This window comes from Dactylosporangium cerinum (assembly GCF_042653625.1).
GTDB lineage: Bacteria > Actinomycetota > Actinomycetes > Mycobacteriales > Micromonosporaceae > Dactylosporangium > Dactylosporangium cerinum.
Window position 1 is genome coordinate 204,616 of record NZ_JBHSIU010000130.1, and the last position, 21,827, is coordinate 226,442.

Consider the following 21,827-nt stretch of genomic DNA (forward strand, 5'->3'; position numbering starts at 1 on the left):
TGATGCATCAAAGATGTCGAGATTGTTCAATGGCCCTCGCGGCGGCCGAGCCGTTCGGTGGCGATGAAGTCGGTCAGGCTGTCCAGGTCGTCCAGGGCGTGCCGGGTGAAGTCGACGGTCACGTCGTACTCCACCTCGACCGCGTCGACCAGGCGGACCGTCGCGAGGGACGACACGCCCATGGCGATGAACGAGCAGCCGGCCGCGCCGACCTCGGCCGGGGTGAGCAGGCCGTCGGACACCTCCGAGACGGCGCCGGTCAGCCAGGCGCGGATCCGGGTGCGGGCCGGGGTCTGATCGGTCCAGACCCGCTCGACGTGGTCGAGGCACTCGTCGCGGCTGCCGCGGTGCCCCTCGGCGACCCAGCCGGGCGGCAGGTCGTCGTCCACGGCCCAGATCGAGTACTGCTCGTCGGCGTTGATCACTACGCGGTAGTCCATCAGGTTCTCTCCAGGGTGGCGCGGGCCGCCGCGTCCAGGGCGGTCTGGACGTCGGTGGCGGGGGTGTCCAGGACGGCCAGGCCGACCAGGTCGTCGGCGAGGGCGTCGGGCACCTCGTCGTCGAAGCGGCGCAGCACGTACAGGCCGACCGCGGCGATGGCGGCGATGGCGACGGCGTACCCGGCGAACATGAGGCCGAGCCCGCGGTGCGGTCCGGTGCCGAACACCGGGCCGAGACCGCCGGCGAGGGGGCTGCCGGCGCGCAGCAGGGGGCGGAACAGTTCGGCGCCGAACGGTGCGACGATCCCGAACCCGATCGGCATCGTCGACCACGCGATCAGCGTGTTCAGGGAGAACACCCGGCCGTGCAGCCGCTGCGGGACCTTGACCTGGATGATGGTGGTGTACACGCCGTTGAGCAGCGTCAGCGCGAGGGCCATGCCGAGCGCGCCGGCGCCGATCAGGACGAGGTTCTCGCGCAGGCCGGTGACGAGCGCGCCCGCGGCCAGGCCGAGGGTCGCGACGAGGACGCCGAACATCCGCCGGTGCTGCGGCCCGCCCCAGGCGGCCATCACGACGCCGCCGGCGAAGACGCCGAGCGCGGACACGAACGACACCTGGCCGACCTCGCGGAGCGTGCCGAACGACAGGACCAGCGGCGAGAGCATGAGGAAGGTCGCGGACAGCGGCACGTTCAGGGCCGCGAACCACAGCAGCATGCGGCGGAAGTTCCGGTTGCCCCAGACGTAGCGGAAACCGCCGGCGATCTCCGCGCGCAGCGTCTCGTGGCGCCGCCACGGCATGGTGGCCGGGAACCGCACGGCGAGCACGACGGTGAACGCGACGAGGTAGCTGGCCACGTCCAGGGTGAGGATGCCGCGCAGCCCGATCGTGGCGAGCAGCCCGGCGCCCAGCAGCGGGGCGACCAGCTGGGCGAGGCCGGCGCCGAGCTGGCCGATCCCGGCGGCGTGGCCGAGCAGGCGCTTCGGCACGAGCTGCGGGATCGAGGAGATGTAGGCGACGCGCTGGAACGACAGCGCGACCGACAGCGCGACCGTGGCCGGGTAGAGCGCGCCGACGCTCAGGTGCCCGGCCCACAGCAGCGCCGCGAGGACCGCCTGGACCCCGCCGGCGGCGAGGTCGGCGGCCAGGACGATGCGGCGCCGGTCGTGCCGGTCGACGAGTGCCCCGGCGACCGGCAGCGTGAGCAGGCCCGGGACGAGGCCGAGGACCGCGAACAGCGCGAACTGCGCGACCGACCCGGTGGTCAGGTAGATCCAGACCGGGATCGCGAACTCGGTGAGCGCGGACCCGAACATCGACACCAGCTGGCCGGCGGAGACGGCCGCGAACCGGCCCAGGCTCGGCTGCGGCCCGGTGGCGACAGCGCGGTCGGGTGACACCGCGCGGTCGGGTGACACCGCGCGGTCGGGTGACACCGCACGGTCGGGTGACACAGTGCGGTCGTGCGACTCCGCGTGCCGGAACCAGGTGCGGCCCGTCGCATCAGGCGGCGGCGGCCCGAACTGCGGGGTGTCGATGATCTCGGCGATCTCGGCGGCCCGGTACTTCAGGAAGAAGTGCCCGGCCTCCCGCAGCACCACGACGGCGCTGTGGTCGGACAGGAAATGCCACTCGCGGAACCGTTCCTCGTAGAACTCGGTGGCCGGGTCGCGGGTGCCGACGATCGTGACGAACGAGGCGCGCAGCCGCTCGGCGCCGGTCGCGTACATCCCGGTGTAGTACCGCTCGGCGTCGACGGAGTCGCGGCGCAGGTTGCGCACGATGTGGCGGGCCTCCGCCGGGTCGAGCCCGCCGAGGTCGGCGCCGATCGACGTCAGCCAGTTGTGGTAGACCCGGTCGCTGCGCAGCCCTTCCATCCGCGCGATCTTCGACAGGGTCCGGGCCAGGCGGCCGCGGGGTTCGGCGAACGGGAACATCGCGCCGATGTAGACGGTGCGCACGTCGCGGCCGGCCGCTTCGAGCCGCCGGGCGAGGGCGATGGCGAGCGCCGACCCGACGGCGCAGTGGCCGTACAGGCTGATCGGCCCGGCGACCGTCGCGATGATCTCCTCGACGCAGCGGTCGATGAGGGCGTCGAAGTCGAGCCGGTCCTCGATGATGCCGACGTCGTGGCCGGGGATGGCGACCGAGTACAGCGCGTACCGGTCCGGCAGCGCGTCCGCCAGGGGCTGGTACACCACGGCGCTGCCGCCGCCGAACGGCACGCACACGAGCGACAGGTCGGCGCGGGGCCGGTCCGGGGTGAGCCGGCGGATCAGCGCCCGCGGGCCGTCGGCCGGCCGGTCGATCAGGGCGGCGAGCTCCCGCACCGTCGGGTGCTGGAACAGGTCGATGACGCCGACCGCCGCGCCGGCCCGGCGCAGCTGCGCGACCACCTGCGTCGCCAGCAGCGAGTGGCCGCCGAGGTCGAAGAAGTCGTCGTCGGCGCCGACCGACGGCAGGTCGAGCACGGCCGCCCACACGCCGGCGACGAGCCGCTCGGTCCCGCTGGTGGGCGGCGCACCCGCGGGAGCGGTGCGGACGGGCGCCGGCAGCGCGCGCCGGTCGAGCTTGCCGTTCGCCGACAGCGGCAGCACGTCGAGTTCGACGAACGCGGCCGGGACCATGTAGTCGGGCAGCACCCGCTTCAGCGCGGCGCGGTCCGGCACGGCGCCGGCCACGTAGGCGACGAGCCGCTGGTCGCCGGGCCGGTCCTCGCGGACGATGACGGCGGCGTCCCGCACGCCCGCCTGCTCGCGCAGCACCGCCTCGATCTCGCCGAGCTCGATGCGCAGGCCGCGCAGCTTGACCTGCCCGTCGATGCGGCCGAGGAACTCGATCGTGCCGTCCGGCCGCCAGCGGGCCAGGTCCCCGGTGCGGTACAGCCGGGAACCGGGCGCACCGGACGGATCGGGGACGAAGCGTTCGGCGGTCAGCCGCGGCCGGCGCAGGTAGCCGAGCGCGACCTGGACGCCGCCGATGTGCAGCTCGCCGGGCACGCCGACGGGCTGCGGCCGGAGCCGGTCGTCGAGGACGTGCAGCGTGGTGTTGGCGACGGGGGCGCCGATCGGCACCCGCGACGAGGAGCCGAGCGCGGCGGCGGTGACGGCCCAGGCGCTGACGTCGACGGCGGCCTCGGTCGGCCCGTACAGGTTGTGCAGCTCGGCGGCCGGCAGCTGGGCGAGGCAGCGGCGGGCGAGGCCGGCCGGCAGTTCCTCGCCGGAGCAGACGACGGCACGCAGCGCCGCGCCGCGCAACGGCGAGTCGTCCGCCAGGAACGCGGCGAGCATCGACGGCACGAAGTGCAGCACGGAGACGCCCTCGCGGTCGATCAGGGCGCGCAGGTACGCCGCGTCCTTGTGCCCGCCGGGTCTGGCGAGGACGAGGCGTGCACCGGTGATCAGCGGCCAGAAGAACTCCCAGACCGACACGTCGAACCCGGCCGGGGTCTTCTGCAGGACCACGTCGCCGGCGGTGAGCCGGAACCGGTCCTGCATCCAGGCGAGCCGGTTGACGACGCCGCGGTGTCCGTTGGGCACGCCCTTGGGCCGTCCGGTCGAACCGGAGGTGTAGATGACGTAGGCGGTGTCGCCGGCGGTCGCGGCGCTGGGCCGCGGCTCCGCGGACTCCAGCGCGTCGAGCCGGATCACCGGGCAGTCGAACGCGACCGCCGGCGCGACCGCCGGCTCGGGGACCAGCACGGCCCGCAGGTCGGCGTCGGCCGCCATGAACGCCAGCCGCTCGGCCGGATACTCCGGGTCGAGGGGTACGTACGCGGCGCCGGTGCGCAGCACGCCGAGCAGCGCGCCGGGCAGCTGCGGCGACCGGGGCGCGCACACGCCGACCCGCGTGCCCGGCCCGGCACCGGCGGCCCGCACCGCGGCGGCGACCCGGTCGGCGTACCGGTCGAGCTCGGCGTAGCTCCAGGTGGTGTCCTCGAACGTCACGGCCGGCGCGTCCGGCGTGGCGGCGACCTGCGCGGCGAACAACCCGGGCAGGGTGGCGGCCCGGTCGAAGGGCACCGACGTCGCGTTCCACGACGCCTGCGCCGCGCGTTCGTCGTCGTCGCGCAGGTCGAGCGCGGCCACCGGGGTGAGGGGGTCGGCGACGGCCCCCCGCAGCAGCGCGGTCAGGTGGCTGACGAGACGCCGCACGGTGGCCTCGTCGAACAGTGCGGTGTTGGCGATGAACTGGCCCCACAGCCCGCCGCCGGCGGTGTCGCTGACGTACAGCTCGAGGTCGTAGCGGGTCGCCCACGCGGTGATCTCGTAGCCGTCGAGGCCGTCGCCGCGGCCCGCGGAGCCGTAGTTCTGCACCGCGAGCAGCGCCTGGAACAGCGGTGACCGGGACACGTCGCGGGGCAGGTTCAGGTCGGCGACGACGCGTTCGAAGGGCGTGCCGGCGTCCGCGAGGCCGGTGAGTGCGGTCTCCCGCACCCGCAGCAGCAGCTCCGTGAAGGTCGGGTCGCCGCTGAGGTCGACGCGCATGACGAGGGTGTTGACGAAGCAGCCGATGACGGTTTCGAGTTCCGGCGCGTCGCGGCCGGCGACAGGGGAGCCGATCGTGAGGTCGGTCTGGTGTGCGTGCCGGCCCAGCAGGGCGGCGTACGCGGCGAGGATCGTCATGTACAGCGACGCCCCGTGGTTGTCGGCGAGGGCCCGGACCCCGGCGGCGAGACCGGCGTCGATCTCGAACTCGACGCTGCCGCCGGCGTAGGTCAGTTCGGCCGGGCGCGGCCGGTCGGTCGGCAGCGCGAGGGGCTCGACGCCGGCGAGGCGCTGCGCCCAGCGGGCGACGCCGGTGGCCGGCTGGTCCCGCTGCCAGGCCGCGTAGTCGCCGTACTGGACGGGAACGGGCGCGAGGTCGCCGCCGTCGTACGCGGTCATCAGCTCGGCCAGCAGCAGCGGCACCGACCAGCCGTCGATCGCGATGTGGTGCGCGGTCATCGCGAGGATCGCGTCGTCCGGGGCGAGCCGGACGAGCGCGGCCCGCAGCGGTTGTTCGGTGGCGAGGTCGAATCCCCGGGCGTGCAGGGTTTCGACGGCGGCCCGGGCGGCGTCTTCGTCGGCGGCGTCGACGACGGCCAGGTCGACGGCCGGCTCCTCGTCGATGACGAGGGCCGGGATCCCGTCGCCGGCGGCCGGGAACCGGGTGCGCAGCGCCTCGTGCCGGGCCATGACGCGGCGGAGCGCGTCGGTCAGCCGGTCGGCGTCGATCGCGCGCCGGATCCGCCTGGCCACGGGCACGAGGTAGGCGCGGTTGCCGGGCGCGTACTGCTCCATGAACCAGAGCCGTTCCTGCGCGAACGACAGCGGCGGCGCCGTGCCGGCCGGGCGGGCGGGCACGGTCCGGGTCGCCGCGCGCCGGCGCAGTCGTTGCGCCAAGAGCGCCTGGCGCGCCTGGCGGGCGTCGTCGACGGTCACAGGGTCTCCGCTTCCAGCAGGCCGGCCACTTCGTCGTCGGTGAGCCCGGCCAGGTCGTCGAGGAGCCGCTGCTCGACCGCGACGGCCAGGTCGGCCAGCCGGCGATGCGTGAAGAGCAGGCGGATGGGCAGGTCGAGGTCGGTGATCGCGCGCAGCCGGGCGGCGACGCGGACGGCGAGCAGCGAGTGCCCGCCGAGGGCGAAGAAGTCGTCGTCCACGCCGGCGCCGTCGACGCCGAGGACGTCGGCCCAGACGTCGGCGATCAGCTGCTCGGCGTCGGTGCGCGGCGGCCGGGACGGTTCGGGCCGGCTGGGCACCGCGGGCAGTGACCGCCGGTCGATCTTTCCGGATGGGGTACGGGGCAACGCCTCGACCGCGATCCAGCGGTCCGGCACCAGGTGGCCGGGCAGCTGCGCGGCGAGCCGGGCGCGCAGCGTGTCGACCGGCACGGCACCGGCCACGTAGGCGACCAGGGCGCCGTCGTGGGCGGTCACCGCGGCCCCGGTCACCCCGGGACACGCGAGCAGGTGGTGTTCGACCTCGGCCGGTTCGATCCGGAACCCGCGGACCTTCAGCTGGTCGTCGAGCCGGCCGGCGAAGTCGAGCCGCCCGTCCGCGCGCAGCCGCACGCGGTCGCCGGTGCGGTAGCAGCGCGCGCCGCGCCAGGGGACGAACCGGTCCCGGGTGAGGTCGTCCCGGCCGAGGTAGCCGCGGGCCAGGCCGGTGCCGCCGAGCAGCAGCTCACCGTGCGCGCCGGGCGGCACCGGGCGCAGGTCGGCGTCGACGACCGCGACCCGCACGCCGGGCAGCGGCACGCCGATCGCCGGTGTCCCGGCCGCGTCGCCGGCGCCGAGGTCGGTCGAGGTCGCGATGATGGTGGCCTCGGTGGGGCCGTACGTGTTGACGAGGCGCACGGTGTCGCCGAACCGGGCGCGCCAGCGGGCCACGGCCGCCGCGTGGACGGCCTCGCCGCCGAGGATGACCAGCCGCAGCCGGGGCGGCCAGGCGACCGTGTCGAGCTGGGCGACCAGGTCGTGCCAGTACGCGGTGGGCAGGTCGAGCACCGTGATCTCCGGGCCGGCGGGACCGGCGAGGACCTCGGGCAGGCTGAGCGGGCCGTCGGGGAGCAGCCGCACCGTGGCGCCGGCGCCGAGCGCGGGCCACAGCTCCTCCGCGTGCGTGTCGAAGGCGAGGGGCGCGAACTGGACGATCGTGTCGCCCGGGCCGAGCCCGTAGTCGCGGCGCATCCAGTCGACCCGGGCCGCCAGGGCCTCGTGGTCGACGACGACGGCCTTCGGGGTGCCGGTGGATCCGGAGGTGTACAGCACGTACGCGGCGCCGTCCAGGGTCGCTTCCGGCCGGGGGAGGGGCGGCCACGGTGCGTCCCCGATGCTGATCGGCGCGCCGCTGCCGGCGACGAGCGCGGCGATCCGTTCGGCCGGCTGTCCCGGGTCGATCGGGAGGTACGCACCGCCGGCGCGCCAGACGGCGAGGAGCGCGACGATCGTGTCGATGTCCCGGTGCGCGGCGACGGCGACGACGTGACCGGCGGCACCGGCCGCCCGCAGCCCGGTCGCCAGGTCGTCGGCCCGCCGGTTGAGCTCGGCGTAGGTCAGCGACGAGGCGCCGCAGCGGAGTGCGACCGTGGACGGCTCCGCGCGGCGGGGCAGCTCGGACGCCGGTGGCGGTGCCGCGGTGACGGGCGCCGGGGCGGCGAGGGCGGCGATCAGGGCCTCGTCGTCGGGGGTCAGCAGCGGCAGCGCGCCGGCCGCGGTGGCCGGGTCGGCGGCGACCGCGGCGCACAGCACCTCGAACCGGCGCGCCCAGCGCTCGACGGTCGCGGCGTCGAGCAGGTCGGTGTCGTAGCCGAAGACGAGCGTGAGCCCGCCGGTGGCCCGCCACGCCTCCAGCATCAGGTCGAACTTGGCCTGGCGGTAGCCGGACTCGAAGAACGACGCGCGCAGGCCGGCGAACTCCTCGACCGGGGTGCCGTCGTCCTGGGTGTGCAGGATGCACATGGTCTGGAACAACGGTTCCGCCGCCGCGGTGAGGTGTTCGAACGGCGCCTCGGCGTGGGTGAGCGCGTCCAGGACGCTTTCGCGGGCCCGGCCGAGCAGGCCGGTGAACGGTTCGGCCGGGTCGACGTGGTTGCGCAGCACGACGGTCCGGGCGAAGTAGCCGACGGCCCGTTCGAGCTCGATCCGGTCCCGGGCCGCCAGGGTCGAGCCGACGAGGACGTCGCGCTGGCCGGTGTGCCGGGCGAGCAGCACCTGGTAGGCGGCGAGCAGCACGGCGAACAGGCTGGTCCGGGCGCCGGCGGCCAGGTCCTCGAGCCGGCCGGTGACGTCGGCGGGCAGGTGGGCGCCGACGAACCCGCCGCCGTGCCCGCCGGGCCGGTCCCGGCGCGGCCGGTCGGTCGGCAGGTCGAGCGCGGTCGGGTCGGCGAGCCGGTCCCGCCAGTAGGCGAGGCCGGCTTCGAGGTCACCGGTCGCCGCCGGCACGGGTGGCAGCGGCGCCAGCGGCCGTCCGGCGTACAGCGCGGCGAGGTCCTCCCGCAGCACGTTGAGCGACCAGCCGTCCCCGGCGATGTGGTGCAGGACCAGGCAGAGGACGTGGTCGTCGGGGCCGATCCGCAGCAGCGTGGCCCGCACCGGCGCGCCGGTGCGCAGGTCGAACGGCGCGTTCGTCCGCTGCGCGACGGCGGCCCGGGCCGCCGCCTCGGACGCCACGTCGACCGTCTCGAACGGCACCGTCGCCGGTCCGATGTGGACGCCTGCGTCGCCGGCGACCTCCGGGTAGGCGCACCGCAGCGCGACGTGCCGGGCCGCGAGGGCGTCCACGGCCCGCCGCAGCGCGCCGCCGTCGAGGGGGCCGCGCAGGCGCAGCACCAGGAACATGTTGTACGAGGCGTCGTCGGGGTCGAGCCGTTGCAGGAACCAGAGCCGGCGCTGGGCGTCGGTCAGCGGCGCAGGGCCGTCCGGTGCCGCACCGGCGGCGGCGTCGCTCCCGGCGGGGACCCGGCGGGCGAGGGCCTCGACCGTCGGGTGGTCGAACAGGTCGCGGACGGTCAGGCCGGGCAGCCGCGCCGCGACCTTGACCGCGAGCAGCGAATGGCCGCCCAGGGCGAAGAAGTCGTCGTGCGCGCCGACCGCGGGGGCGGCGAACACCTCGCCGAACACGGCGGCGACGCGGGCCTCGGCCGCGGTGCGCGGCGGCACGTACGCGGTGGTGGTGTGCGGTCGCGGGTCGGGCAGGGCGGACCGGTCCACCTTGCCGTTCGGGGTGAGCGGCAGCGCGTCGAGGACCGTGACGGTGGCCGGCACGGCGTAGGCCGGCAGTCCGGCGCGGGTCGCGTCGCGGATCGCGGTGGGATCGACGGCGGCGCCGGGGCGGGCGGTGACGTACGCCGCCAGGGAGTCGTCGCGGACCGCCGCGACCGCGGCGGCGACGCCCGGGCAGCCGGCGAGGACGGTTTCGACCTCGCCGAGCTCGATCCGGTGCCCGCGCAGCTTGACCTGGGTGTCGAGCCGGCCGAGGAACTCCAGGCCGCCGTCGGCCCGGCGGCGGACCCGGTCGCCGGTGCGGTACATCCGCGCCCCCGCCGGACCCCACGGGTCGGGCCCGAAGCGGTCGGCGGTCAGCCGGGGCCGGCGCAGGTAGCCGAGCGCGACGCCGGCACCGGCGATGACGAGCTCGCCGGGCACCCCGGCGGGGACGGGCCTCATCCGGTCGTCGACGACGTAGACGCGGGTGCCGGGGATCGGGCCGCCGATGGAGACCGCCGCCGGTTCGCCGGGCACCGGCCAGTACGTGGACCAGATCGTCGTCTCGGTCGGGCCGTAGACGTTGGTCAGCCGGCCGACCCTGCCGCGCAGCTCCGTGGCCAGGGTCGCCGGCAGTGCCTCGCCGCCGACCAGCGCGGCCGGCACGTCATGGTCGAACCCGGCGGCGAGGAGCATCCGCCAGCCGGACGGGGTGGCCTGGACGTCGGTGACGCCGTGCGCGGCGATGAGCGCCCGTAGCGCCGCGCCGTCGGCGGTCTGCGCGTCGCCGGCGACGACGACCCGGCCGCCGCGGCTGAGCGGCAGGAACACCTCCAGCCCGGAGATGTCGAACGACAGCGAGGTGAGCGCGAGCCACGCGCGGCCGTCCTGGGGTCCGGTGATGTCCGCGAGGGCGGCGACGAACGCGGCGAGCGCGCCGTGCGGCACGACCACGCCCTTCGGCCGTCCGGTCGATCCCGACGTGTACAGCACGTAGGCCGGGTCGTCGGGACCGGCGGCGGTGACCGGCGCCGTGGTGTCCCCGGGCTCCGTGCCGGCGGCGTCGATCAGCAGCGACGCCGCGCCGAACCGTTCCGCGAAGGCGGCCTCGGTGAGCACGGTGGTGACGCCCGCGTCGGCGATGACGAAGGCGAGGCGGTCGGCCGGGTACGCCGGGTCGAGCGGCAGATACGCGGCGCCGGCCCGCCAGACGGCGAGGAGCGCGACCACCATCGCCGGCGACCGGGACAGCCCGACGCCGATCAGCGGCCCGCGTCCGCGCAGCCGGGCGGCGAGGCGGTCGGCCGCGGCGTCGAGGTCGCGGTAGGTGAGCTCGACGCCGTCGCCGGTGACCGCGACCGCGTCCGGCGCGGACCTGGCCCGCGCCTGGAACAGCTCGGCGACCAGCGGGCCGGTCTGCCCGGGCCCGGTGTCGTTCCACCGGTGCAGTGCCTCGCGCCGCTCGTCGTCGTCGAACCAGCGCAGGTCACCGATCGCGGTGTCCGGCCGCCGGCCCGCGTCGTCGAGCAGGACGAGGAGGCGGCGGATCAGCCGTTGCGCGGTGCCGGGGTCGAACAGGTCGCGGTCGACGGTGAGCACGCCGACCGCGGTCCCGGGGCCCTGGACGACGTCGAGGGACACGTCGGTGCGGGCGGCGTCGAACGGGTGGTCGAGGAGCTCGGCGTCGAGGTCGCCGAGGCGCGGCCGGTCCTGCTCCTGCCGCAGGTACATGATCATGGCGGAGAACAGCGGGGTGCGGCTGCGGTCGCGGGGCGCGCCGAGCGCCGACACCACGCGTTCGAACGGGGCGGCGTGGCTCAGCGCGCCGAGCACGGTCCGCCGGGTGGCCCGCAGCAGCGCGCGGAAGGTCGGGTCGCCGGACAGGTCCGTGCGCAGGACGAGGGTCTCGGCGTAGCAGCCGACGTGGCCGGCGAGGTCCGGGTCGTCGCGGCCGAGGACCGGCGTGCCGAGGCAGATGTCGTGCTGGCCGCTGATCCGGCCGAGCAGCAGCGAGAACGCGGCGACGAGGGCGGTGTAGACGGTGGTGCGTTCGGCCCGGGCCACGGTCTCCAGCCGGCGCAGCAGGTCGACGGGGAGGTCGAAGACGACGGAGCTGCCCCGGCCGCGGCGCACCGGCGGCCGCGGGTGGTCGGTCGCCAGTTCCAGGACCGGGGCGCCGGCCAGCTGTCCGGTCCAGTACCCGAGGTCCGGCGGGTCACCGCCCTCGTCCGGCGGCGGGTCCGGCAGTTCCGGCAGCGCGGCCGGGGTGCCGGTGGTGTGGGCGCGGTACAGCGTGTCGAGGTCACGCCGCAGCACCTGCAGCGACCAGCCGTCGGCCGCGACGTGGTGGGCGACGAGCGCGAGCACGTGTCCGTCCGGGCCGGCGTCGATGAGCAGCCAGCGGGCCATCGGGCCGGCGGCGAGGTCGAACGGCCGCGCGACGAACGCGGCGACCAGGTCACGGGCGTCCTCGAGGCCGGCCGCGGCGGCGGTCTCGAGGCGGACCCCGCCGGGCGCGGCCGCCAGCACCGGCGTGCCGTCGACGAGGTCGACCCGGGCCCGCAGGGTCCCGTGCCGCGCGGTCACCGCGTCCAGCGCGCGTTGGAGGGCCGGCCGGTCCAGTCGCCCACGGACGTGCAGGACGAGCGGGAGATGGTACGACGCGTCGGCCGGGTCCAGCTGGTGCAGGAACCACAGGCGTTCCTGGGCGGCGCGCAGCGCGCTCATCTCGGCTCCTTCACGGTCTGCGCCAGGGCGGTCAGGAACCGGGCCGCCTCGCGGCCGTTGATGACGCGGTGGTCGTAGGCCAGGCCGACCTGCGTCACGGTCCGGGTCGCCGGCCGGCCGTCGTCGTCGAGGTGCAGCTCCGGTCGCGGGGCGGTGACCGCGACCGCGCACGTCTGACCCGGGAACACGATCGGCACGGCCAGGCTCACGCCGGCGTCCAGGTGGAGGGTCAGCGTGATGTTGGCGCCGTCGAGGTCGGCCGCGCGGAACGTGCCGCCGGCCGCGGTCACCCGGTGCCTGGTGAGCGTCCGCGCGATGTCGCCGATCGTCGCGGTGTCCGCGTCCCGGACCACCGGGACGTAGAGGCCCTCACCGACGTCGACGGTGACGCCGACGTGCGCGGCGCCGGACGGGTGCAGCGTCACGCCGTCGTCGTCGAGCCGGGCGAAGCACATCGGATGCGCCGCGTGCACCGATCCGATCGCGGCGACGAACAGTTCGGCCAGGCCCACCGGGCGCCGCACCTCGCGGGCCAGCTGCGGCGCCCGCTCCAGGGCGGCGCCGACGTCGACCGCCATCACGGTGTAGGCGGCCGGGATGGTGGCGGCCGACCGGGCCACGGTGCGCGCGACCGCCCGCTGGTTGCGCGACAGCGTGCCGGGCGGCTCGCCATCCACTGTGGATGAACAAGCGGCAGCGGACCCTGCGCCTGCAGAGTCCACTGTGGACACCGCGGTGCCGGCCAGGGCGTCGATGTCGGCGCGGCGGACGATCGGGCGGCCGAGCGCGGCGACCCGGTCCTCGGTGACGCCGAGCTCGGCCATGCGCGCGCGGGCCGGTCCGGTGATCGTGGGGCCGTCGGCGCCGGCCGTCGGCGCGGCCGGTGCGTGGCCCGGGGCGGTGGGGTCGTCGACGAGCGCGATGACCTGCCCGGGAATGATGTCGGCGCCGGTCGCGGCGCGGTGGCGCAGCACGCCGCCGGCCGCGGCGGTCAGCTCCTCGACCGCCTTCGACGTCTCCACCTCGGCGACCGGGGCGCCGGCGGTCACGGCCTGGCCGTCCGGGGCGAGCCAGGCGAGCAGCACGTAGCTGTCGTCGTTGGTGTTGAGCTTGGGCACCGCGATCTCAGCCACGGACCGTCCTCACCAGGGCGTCGTAGATGGTGTCGGCGCTGACCAGGACCTCGCGTTCCAGGTGCGGCGCGGCGGGGATGACGGTGCCGGCCGCGTGGACGAGCGTGACGGGCGCGGCCAGGTCCGCGAAGTGCCGCGCGTGCACGTGCTGCGCGACCTCGGCGCCCCAGGTGCCGCCGGCGGTGCCGTCCTCGGCCACCACCACGTGCGGGACGGGTGGCAGGTCGAGCTCGACCGGGTACAGCCGCGACGGCACCACGAGCAGGCCGGCGATCTCATCCTCGATCAGCAGCCGGCGCAGCGCGGCCACGGCGCGTCCGGCCATCCCGCCGGGCGCGACGAGCACCAGGTCCGGCGGTTCGCCGGTGCCGACGTGGGCCACGCCGTCGCGGACCGACACCGTAAAGGGGTGACACCCGGCGTGCATGCGGCGGGTGTAGAGGATCTTGTCCTCGACGAACACGCACGGCTGGGCGAGCGCGAGCATCTCGGCGAAGACCTCGGCCGCGTCGCGGAACGGCGACATCTCGTACACGGCGAGGCCCGGGACACCGATGAGGTGCTTCGTCAGCGTCTGGCTGTGCGTCGGGCCGTAGCCGCGGCCGCCGCCGCTGGGGCAGCGCACGATCAGGCGCATCGGCAGCCGCGTGCCGTACATGGTGACGGACTTGGCGGCGAAGTTCACCAGGGGGTCGAAGCCGAGGGTCAGGAAGTCGGCGAACATGTACTCGACGATCGCGGTGTCGCCGGCCAGAGCCAGGCCGGCCGCGACGCCGGTCATGGCCGACTCGCTGATCGGCGTCGACAGGACCCGGTCCGGGAACCGGGTGGAGAGCCCGCGCGCGACCTTGAACGCGCCGCCGTACGGGTCGAGGACGTCCTCGCCGATGAGGTACGCCCGTTCGTCGCCGGCGAGGACGGTGTGCAGCGCGGCGTTGATGTTCTCGGCGACCCTCACCGGTCGGTCCACTCGGCGGGCGGGCGCGCGGACACGTCGGCGACGACGCGGGCGACCCGGTCCCGCTGCGCCCGGTCGAGCTCCGGCGCGGCGGCGGCCAGGGCCGGATACCAGTCGGGCAGCGCCGCGACCTGCTCGGCGGGGCGGGTGTCGTCGCCCTTGCTGTGCGGGCCGAGCCGCGGCACGTGGAACTCGGCGATCAGCGGCTCGCCGGCCCGGACCCGGGCGACGAGCGGCGCCAGCCCGGCCCGGATCGCGGCCGGGTCGGTCCCGGTGATCCGGGTGTGGGCCAGGCCGAACGCGGCGGCGCGCCCGGCGACGGTGCCGGCCATGGCCTGCCCGGTCGGCGTCGACTGGGCGATGCCGTTGTGCTCGACCACGACCAGCAGCGGCAGGTGCCAGAGCGCGGCCAGGTTCAGCGCCTCGTACACCGCGCCCTCACCCCAGCTGCCGTCGCCGATGTACACGCAGGCCAGGGCGCCCGGCCGGTGCCGGCGCAGGTGCAGCGCGAGCCCGGCCGCGACCGGCAGGCTCTCCCCCTGGACCCCGGTCGAGAGGTATCCGGGCCGGTGGATGTGCTGGCTGCCGCCGACGCCGTGGCACACCGCGCCGGCCCGGCCCATGATCTCGGCGAGGAGTCCCTCCGGGTCGTCGAACCGGGCGAGATAGTGGCCGTGCCCGCGGTGGTTGCTCAGCACGTGGTCGTCCGGTTCGAGCAGGCCGCTCACGGCCACGGGCACGTGCTCCTGGCCGAGGCAGGTGTGCGTGGTCCCGGACAGTTCGCCGCGCGCGAACAGGTCGAGCAGCGCCGTCTCGAAGTGCCGGATGAGCAGCATCGCCGCCAGGTCGGTGGCGGTCCGCTCGGCCGTGTCAGCGAGCGCCGGCGGCATGGACGACTCCGTTGACCGTCGGGTGGTCGAAGAACGTGTCGATGTCGACGTCGAGGCCGAGCGTCTTGCGCATCCGCGCGATGATCTGCGTCGCGGTCAGCGAGTCGCCGCCCAGGTCGAACAGGTCGTCGTCGGGACCGATGGCCTGATCGCCGAACACGTCGCGCCAGATGGCCAGGACCGGCTCGACGAGGTCCCCGCCGGGCGCCGGCGCGGGCGCGGCGGCCGGTGCGGAGGCGGCGGCGGGCGGTGCCGGCGCGGCCGGGGCGACCAGGTCGCGCAGCGGGGTCGCGGGGTCGGCGGTGACCCGGGAGAGCACCGCGCACAGGTCGCCGGCGAACCGGGCGGCGACCGGCGCCGCCGCGGCCGAGCAGCGCAGCCGCGCGGTGACCGTCGTGCCGTCGTCGACGGCCTGCAGTTGCAGGTCGCCGCGCACGCTGCCGGCGAAGGCCAGCCAGTCGACGTCCGCCGGGGCGCCGTCGAACCGGGGCGCGGCGCCGATCCGGCGGTAACTGACGGAGACGGGCGCCACCGCGGCGTGCGGCCGGATCCGGCGCACCGCCCGGGCCAGGGGCACCGAGCGGTGCGGGTACATGGTGCGCAGCGCGCCGCGCAGCCCGGCGGCGAACTCCGCGAACGTGGCGTCGCCCGGCTGCGAGTCGACGGGGAGTTCGGTGGCGAACGGTCCGATGGTGTCGGCGGCGCCGGGCTCCCTGGTGGACAGGTCGACGCCGGTCGTGACCCGCGGGTTGCCGTACCCGGCAAGAGTCGCGTGGATCGCGGCCAGGAGCGTCTCGAACCGGGTCAGCCCGGGCAGCTCGGGCACGGGCGGCGTGAACGCGTGCACCTGCCCGGGACCGTGGTCCCGGCCGGTGAGCACATGGTCGCCGACGAGCACGGGCAGCGGCTCGGCCCACCGGCCGTCCCAGAACGCGGCCGCCGCGGCCCGCCGGTCCGCCAGCCGCGCGGCGTCGGCGGCGAGCTCGTCCGCGGCGGTGCGGGGCAGCGGCGCCGGGATCTCACCCGCGTAGCCGGCGGCCAGGTCGCGCAGCAGCACCTCCTTGGACTGCCCGTCGAAGACGAGGTGGTGCGCCGTGATCACCAGCGTCCGGCCGAACAGCGCGAACCTGGCCAGCGGCCCTTGCCCGAGGTCGAACGGTCGCGCGATCTCCTCGTCGACCGACTCGTCCGGCCCGGCCACGCGCAGGCCCGGCGCGGTGGCCCGGGTGAGGTGGGCGACGCCGTCGCGGTCGACGATCGCGGTGGCCAGCAGGGCATGCCGTTCGACCGCGGCCGCGCAGGCCTTCGTCAGCAGGCCGACGTCCGGCTCGTGCGCGAACGTGACGACCAGCGGCAGGTGGTAGGCGGTCGGGCCGGCGCCGGACGCGGCGACCCACATGCCGTGCTGCGCCGCGGAGGCCTGGATCATGGCAGCGTCCTTCGCAGGGATGACTTGTCGACCTTGCCGCCGCGGTTGCGCGGAAGCCGGTCCACGGTGTGGACACGGGAGGGGATCTCGTGCGGTGCGAGGCGGTCGGCGAGGAACGCCCGCAGCTCCGGCGGGGTCAGCGACGCGTCGCCGCCGAGCACGATCACCGCGGCCAGTTCGACGCCGAGCACCTCGTGCGGCAGCCCGACGACGGCGGCGTCGGCGACCGCCGGATGCTCGTGGATGGCCGCCTCGATCTGCAGCGTCGACACCCGGTGGGCGCCGGTCTTGACGACCTCGCTGTCCCGCTCGACGAGGTACAGGAAGCCGTCGGCGTCCACGTAGCCGACGTCGCCCATCCGGACCCAGCCGTCCTGGAACGCGGTGGCGCTGGTCGCCGTGTCACCGAAGTAGGTGCGGGCCGGGGCGGGGGAGCGCATCCAGACGGCGCCGATCTCGCCGGGCGCGCAGGGCCGCCCGTCGTCGACGACGCGGAGGCCGCCGCCGGCGATCGGCCGGCCGACGCTGCCCGGCCGCTCCGGGTCGTACGCCATGGCGGTCTGCGCCGGGGCGGCCTCGGTCGACGTGTAGTAGTTGACGATCGTCGCGTTCGGGAACGCGGCCGCGAGGCGGGCGGCGACCGGCCCGGGCAGCGGCGCGGCGGCCGACCCGAGCAGCCGCACGCTGCTGAGGTCGTGGTCGTCGCCGCGGTCCACGCAGGCGAGCAGTTCCATGGCCATCGCCGGGACCACGAACACCGTGCCGGCCGACCAGCGGGCGATGGCCCGGGCGAAGCGCAGCGGGGTGAACCGTGGCAGCGTCACCACGGCCGGGTGGGCCAGCAGCGCGTTCATCAGCATGACCTGCGCCGCGTTGGTGCCGATCGCGAACGCGTGCAACAGGTGCCGGGAGTGCCGGAACGGCCGGTGCCGGGCGCCCGCCCCGTAGGTGACGTTGGCGTGGCTGGCGGCGACGCCCTTGGGCCGCGCGGTCGTGCCGGACGTGTACAGGATCTGCGCCAGACCGTCCGATGTGGACAGATCGGGGCCGTCCGGGGACTCCGCGCCGTCGCCGGCGGCGTGCGTCCATCCGCCGGTCCAGCCGGGTGGGTCGCCGGCGTGGACGAGCCCGGTGGCGCCGCAGTCGCCGAGCACGTGCGCCAGTTCGGCGGGCGGCGCGTCGTCCGGGACCGGCACGGCGGCCGCGCCCAGCCGCTGCACCGCCACGGAGGCGACGGCGTAGTCGAGCCAGTCGGCGGCGCCGAACCGCAGGCCGACGCGATCGCCCGGCGCGACGCCGCGCTCCCGCAGCCGCCCGGCGAGGCCGACCGCGCGCCGCTGCCAGGCCCCGAACGTCAGCGCGCCGACGCCGTCAACGACCAGCGCCTCGCGGTCCGGCTCCGATAAGGAACGGTCGGCGAGGAGGCGTGGAACCGTCGGCGGAACGGCGTGCAAAACCACGGCAACAGGGTTGCATGACGCAGTGAAGTCCTGCAATATCCAACGCAGTCGACTTTAGAAACTGGACAGGAACGGGAATGAACTCGACTCGGCGCGGGCCGCTCACCTGCGCGCAACGTGAGTGGTTCATGGACGTCGGCATCGACACCGACTCGCCGTGGTCCTCCGCGGCCAACTTCACCGGCGTCGTCGACGGCGCCGGCGCCCGGTTGGGGGTGGTCCTGGCGGCGATCGGTGACCTGCTCGACCGGCACGAGGGGCTGCGCACGCTCCTGCCCGTCGCCGGCCCCGCGGGCCGCGAGCAGCACGTCCTTCCGGCGGCTCCGCGGCTCGGCGAGGTGGTCCGGGTCGCCCCGGCCGGCCCGGAGGCGGATCAGGCCCTGGCCGACGCCGCCGCGACCCCGTTCCGGCTCGCCGAGCAGCCGCCGGTGCTGTTCGTGCTGGAGGTCGCCGCCGGCGCCGTGCACCGGATCGGCATCGTCGTCGATCATTCCGCGGTCGACGGATGGGGCATGCGGGTGCTCCGCGGCGACTTCTTGCACGCTTTGCGCAACCGCGCGAGCGGACGGCCGGCGTTCGACGGCCGGCCCGCGCCGGAGCAGCCCCTGGAAACCGCCGAGTGGGAGCGCTCCGGATCGGGCCGCGCCTATGCCGCGCGGGCGGAGGCGCACTGGCGGCGCCAGCTTGGCGCGCTGCGCGACGGGCTGTCCGGGTGGCGCCCGGGCGGCGGGCCGGTGCCGGCGGAGCCGGTGCTCCAGTCCCGCTGGCTCGCCTCGGCGCGTGCCGCCCGGGCCGCGCAGGCCGTCGCCACCCGGACCGGGCTGCCGGTGTCGGCGATCTATTTGACCGCGTTCGGCTCGGCGATCAGCCAGGTCGAGGGTTCGCCGTGCGCGGGCATCCGGTCCCTCGCCGCGAACCGGCTGTCGGCCGGCACGCAGGCGTCGGTGCGCAAGGCGGTCATGCCGGTGCCGGTCCTCGTGCCGGGGACCGGCGACCTGGCGGCCCGGCTGGCGGCCACGGCCAGCAACCAGTTGCACGGCCACCGGTTCGCCAACCTCGACCCGGTCAGCGCCACGGCGATCGGCGCCGAGGTCCTCGGCGACCTCGCGGCGGCGGGCGCGGCCGTCGCCCGGTTCAACTACATCGACGCCTCCATCGTGGGCAGCGCGGCGAACAGCCGCTCCCTCGGCGCCGAGGCGATCCCCTTCACCGATCCGGCCGTCCAGGACCGCATCACCGAGCAGCCGGACCGCCCCGGCGGGTCGCGCTACATCCTGTCGGTCCAGCACCGGCCGGCCGCGGCGCTGATGACGATCGCCTGCCACCGCGACACGGCCTGGGCGCCGGCGGCCGGCGACATGCTCCGGCACGTCGAGGACGTGCTGGAGCGCGCGTCCGGCTAGCTCGGTTGGGGCACCAGCTCCAGCGCGGCCTCGACGGCGACCGTCTCCATCCCGAACAGGAACGCCTCCGCGTCGCCGGGGGAGACGAAGTGGGTGTCCATGAACACGGTGATCTGGACGGTGTCCGGCACGTCGTCGATGTGGACGAACAGCCGCTCGAAGGGGTCGTCCTGCCGGATCGTCCAGCGGAACGTGGTGCGGCCGGCGGCGTGCGCCTCGCGGATCTGGGCCGGTGCCGGTGCCGGGCCGGTCGGGCCGCCCCGCGTGGTGATGCGGCGGTCGTTGTAGAAGCAGCCGAGGTCGAAGTCCGGGTCCCGCTCCCGGGCCACCCGCGTGATCAGGTCGTCGAGGTCCACCGGGTGGAAGTACGCGTGCTTGTACGCCGCCATCGCCGCCCGCTGGGTCCGCGACAGCGCCTCGGCGAACGGCACCCCGGCGACGTCCAGCGCGCACAGGCCGCTCTCGGCAACCGTGCACACCACGTCGGCGAGCGCGGGGCGGAACCGGTTGTTCACCGTGGGCCGGAACACCACCGGATTGATCCCGGTCATCCGGTGCAGGGCCACCCCGTAGACGGCCATGAGCACCGGCGAGGCGTCCATGCCCGCCCGGTCGGCGATCGCCTGCGTCGCCAGGTGCAGCGCGGGCGAGCTGAACTCGCCCCGCCAGTGGCGTGGCGTCCGCGGGTCGTCCGAGCCGGCGAACCGGCGCGCCGGGATGGTCCGCAGCAGCCGTTCCCAGTACCGCAGTGCCGCCTCGTTCTGCCGGACCCCGGCCGGCGAACGCTGCCAGCGGGCCTGTTCGAGGGGCTGCATCCCCCGGACCGGCGTGGTCACCCGCGCGCCGGACTCGGCGATCATCACCGCGGCGCCCGAACCGTCCGTGACCAGGTGGCACATGATGGCGACCAGGTGCGCCGGCCGCCCGTCATGCAGCACCACGCCCATGCGCAGCGGCCACTGCGTCTCGAAGTCGTAGCCGGTCTCCTCGTAGCTGCGCCGCAGCGCGTCGGCGACCTGGGCCGGGTCGTCGTCGCCCGCGTCGACGACATCGAGGGCGATCTCCCCCGAACCGGACACCACCTGGGCCGGCCGGCCGTCGGCGTCGAAGCGCAGCCGGGTCCGCATCGACTGGTAGCGGCTCATCAGATAGCGGAGGTTGTCCACGACGTCGGTGAGCTCGGTGCCGTCGGGCAACGGGGTCGCGCCGCCCATCGGCAGCCAGGAGTTCTGGCGCCGCATCGCCATCCAGAGATCCAGCTGGCCCCAGGACAGGTCGTCGACGCCGGAACCCTCGCCCTCGAACGCAACCATGATCTGTGCTGTCATGCCACCGGTCCTTCCGTGGTCCCGTGACGTCCATCGATCACCCGGGCAGCATCGTACAGTTTCTTTACAGATACGCCGAGCTATGCGGCAACCGGCCCTGTGGCGGCCGGCCAGAACGGGCACATCCTGCGAATTCGAGTGGCTTTGCGGGTGATTGGCCGGGTCGTACACTCGACGGCATTTGCCGGGCCCGCGGACAGCCGCCGGTCCGGCGCGGCATCTGACCGCACCGCTGCGGGCCGGCTTTCCCGCCTGATTCAGCGCCGCCGACGCATGCGTGCCCGGCGGCGGGGGTCGCCCGCGCCCATCCGGGTCCGCACCGTCGCCTAGGGAGATCATGAGAAGGACAGCCGTTATCGTCGGAGTGGTGTGCGTCGCACTCATCGCGTTCGGGTTCGCCGCCCGGCAACCGGCCCGCTCGACTCAGACCTTGCCGCACGGGGCCGGTCTGCACGTCAGCGGCAGGAACATCGTCGAGGGCAACGGAGCGGCCTTCGTCATGCGGGGCGTCAGCCACCCGTACGCCTGGTACAAGGACCAGAACCAGTCGTTCGCCGACATCAAACGGCTGGGCGCCAACACCGTGCGGGTGGTGCTGACGGCCGACGTCGGGGCGGGCGAGGTGGCCGACGTCATCTCGACGTGCAAGCGGCACCGGCTGATCTGCGTCCTGGAGTTCCACGGCACCACCGGATACGGCGAGGACCGCGACTCCGTCCCCCTCGAAGCGGCCGCGGACTACTGGGTCGGGCTGCGACAGGTGCTTGCCGGCCAGGAGGACTACGTCGTCATCAACGTCGGCAACGAGCCGTTCGGCAACAACGACACCGCCGGCTGGACCGGTGCGACGAACGGCGCGGTCACGAAGCTGCGCGCGGCCGGTCTGAAGCACCTCGTCATGGTCGACGGGCCGAACTGGGGGCAGGACTGGTCGGGCGTCATGCGCGGCAACGCCCCGGCGGTGTTCGCCGACGATCCACTGCACAACATCGTGTTCTCGGTCCACATGTACGGCGTGTACAGCACCGCGGCCAAGGTCACCGACTACTACGACGCCTTCCGCGACGCCGGGTTGCCGCTTGTCGTCGGCGAGTTCGGGTGGAAGCACACCGACGGCGGCGTGGCCGCCGACACCGTCATGAGCGAGGCGCAGGCCCGCGGGATCGGCTACCTGGGCTGGTCATGGGCCGGCAACAGCGGCGGCGTCGAATACCTCGACATGGCCGCCGGCTTCGACGCCGGCCAGCCGACGGCCTGGGGGCGGCGCATCTTCGACGGCGCCGACGGCATCCGGGCGACCGCCAAGGAGGCCACCGTCTACGGCGGTAGGGAGGCGGCGGCCGGGTAGAACGGCGGTCCCGGCCGGGACC

Annotated in this window: 11 protein-coding genes; 2 read left to right on the top strand and 9 right to left on the bottom strand. The window is 75.3% G+C overall.

Annotation, left to right across the window (positions count from 1 at the left end; genetic code table 11):
• Window positions 1-26: 26 nt before the first annotated feature.
• Genes ACFPIJ_RS59040 through ACFPIJ_RS59075 form a run of 8 tightly spaced genes read right to left on the bottom strand, consistent with a single transcriptional unit; the run spans window position 27 to window position 17,726 of the window.
• Window positions 27-440 carry an MbtH family protein gene (locus tag ACFPIJ_RS59040; protein ID WP_380128331.1) on the bottom strand — a complete coding sequence of 138 codons (414 nt, stop codon included), beginning with the start codon at window positions 438-440 and terminating at the stop codon, window positions 27-29.
• A complete protein-coding gene (locus ACFPIJ_RS59045) occupies window positions 440-5,866 on the bottom strand; it encodes a non-ribosomal peptide synthetase/MFS transporter (RefSeq protein ID WP_380128332.1) in 5,427 nt (1,808 codons plus the stop codon). Before ACFPIJ_RS59045 ends, ACFPIJ_RS59040 begins: the two co-directional genes overlap by 1 nt.
• The gene (locus tag ACFPIJ_RS59050; RefSeq protein ID WP_380128333.1) at window positions 5,863-11,856 is read right to left on the bottom strand and encodes an amino acid adenylation domain-containing protein; all 5,994 of its coding nucleotides are present in this window, start codon (window positions 11,854-11,856) and stop codon (window positions 5,863-5,865) included. Before ACFPIJ_RS59050 ends, ACFPIJ_RS59045 begins: the two co-directional genes overlap by 4 nt.
• Window positions 11,853-12,989 carry a 2-oxo acid dehydrogenase subunit E2 gene (locus ACFPIJ_RS59055; protein ID WP_380128334.1) on the bottom strand — a complete coding sequence of 379 codons (1,137 nt, stop codon included), beginning with the start codon at window positions 12,987-12,989 and terminating at the stop codon, window positions 11,853-11,855. The genes ACFPIJ_RS59050 and ACFPIJ_RS59055 overlap by 4 nt, the downstream gene beginning before the upstream one ends.
• Window positions 12,982-13,947 (bottom strand): alpha-ketoacid dehydrogenase subunit beta, encoded by a 966-nt coding sequence (locus ACFPIJ_RS59060; RefSeq protein WP_380128335.1) that lies wholly within the window; start codon window positions 13,945-13,947, stop codon window positions 12,982-12,984. Before ACFPIJ_RS59060 ends, ACFPIJ_RS59055 begins: the two co-directional genes overlap by 8 nt.
• The gene (locus ACFPIJ_RS59065) at window positions 13,944-14,837 is read right to left on the bottom strand and encodes a thiamine pyrophosphate-dependent dehydrogenase E1 component subunit alpha (RefSeq protein ID WP_380128336.1); all 894 of its coding nucleotides are present in this window, start codon (window positions 14,835-14,837) and stop codon (window positions 13,944-13,946) included. Before ACFPIJ_RS59065 ends, ACFPIJ_RS59060 begins: the two co-directional genes overlap by 4 nt.
• Window positions 14,818-16,266, bottom strand: coding sequence for a condensation domain-containing protein (locus tag ACFPIJ_RS59070; RefSeq protein ID WP_380128337.1), 1,449 nt, complete (start codon window positions 16,264-16,266; stop codon window positions 14,818-14,820). The genes ACFPIJ_RS59065 and ACFPIJ_RS59070 overlap by 20 nt, the downstream gene beginning before the upstream one ends.
• Window positions 16,263-17,726, bottom strand: a complete 1,464-nt coding sequence (locus tag ACFPIJ_RS59075; RefSeq protein WP_380128338.1) for a class I adenylate-forming enzyme family protein — start codon at window positions 17,724-17,726, stop codon at window positions 16,263-16,265. Before ACFPIJ_RS59075 ends, ACFPIJ_RS59070 begins: the two co-directional genes overlap by 4 nt.
• A 77-nt stretch (window positions 17,727-17,803) precedes the next feature.
• Here ACFPIJ_RS59075 and ACFPIJ_RS59080 point away from each other — a divergent pair, with 77 nt between their 5' ends.
• Window positions 17,804-19,129, top strand: coding sequence for a condensation domain-containing protein (locus ACFPIJ_RS59080; RefSeq protein ID WP_380128339.1), 1,326 nt, complete (start codon window positions 17,804-17,806; stop codon window positions 19,127-19,129).
• Here ACFPIJ_RS59080 and ACFPIJ_RS59085 read toward each other — a convergent pair.
• Window positions 19,126-20,457 (bottom strand): condensation domain-containing protein, encoded by a 1,332-nt coding sequence (locus ACFPIJ_RS59085; RefSeq protein WP_380128340.1) that lies wholly within the window; start codon window positions 20,455-20,457, stop codon window positions 19,126-19,128. The two genes, ACFPIJ_RS59080 and ACFPIJ_RS59085, sit on opposite strands and share 4 nt — an antisense overlap.
• 367 nt (window positions 20,458-20,824) lie before the next feature.
• Here ACFPIJ_RS59085 and ACFPIJ_RS59090 point away from each other — a divergent pair, with 367 nt between their 5' ends.
• Complete coding sequence (locus ACFPIJ_RS59090) at window positions 20,825-21,805, top strand: glycoside hydrolase family 5 protein (RefSeq protein ID WP_380128341.1); 981 nt, start codon at window positions 20,825-20,827, stop codon at window positions 21,803-21,805.
• Window positions 21,806-21,827: the final 22 nt, after the last annotated feature.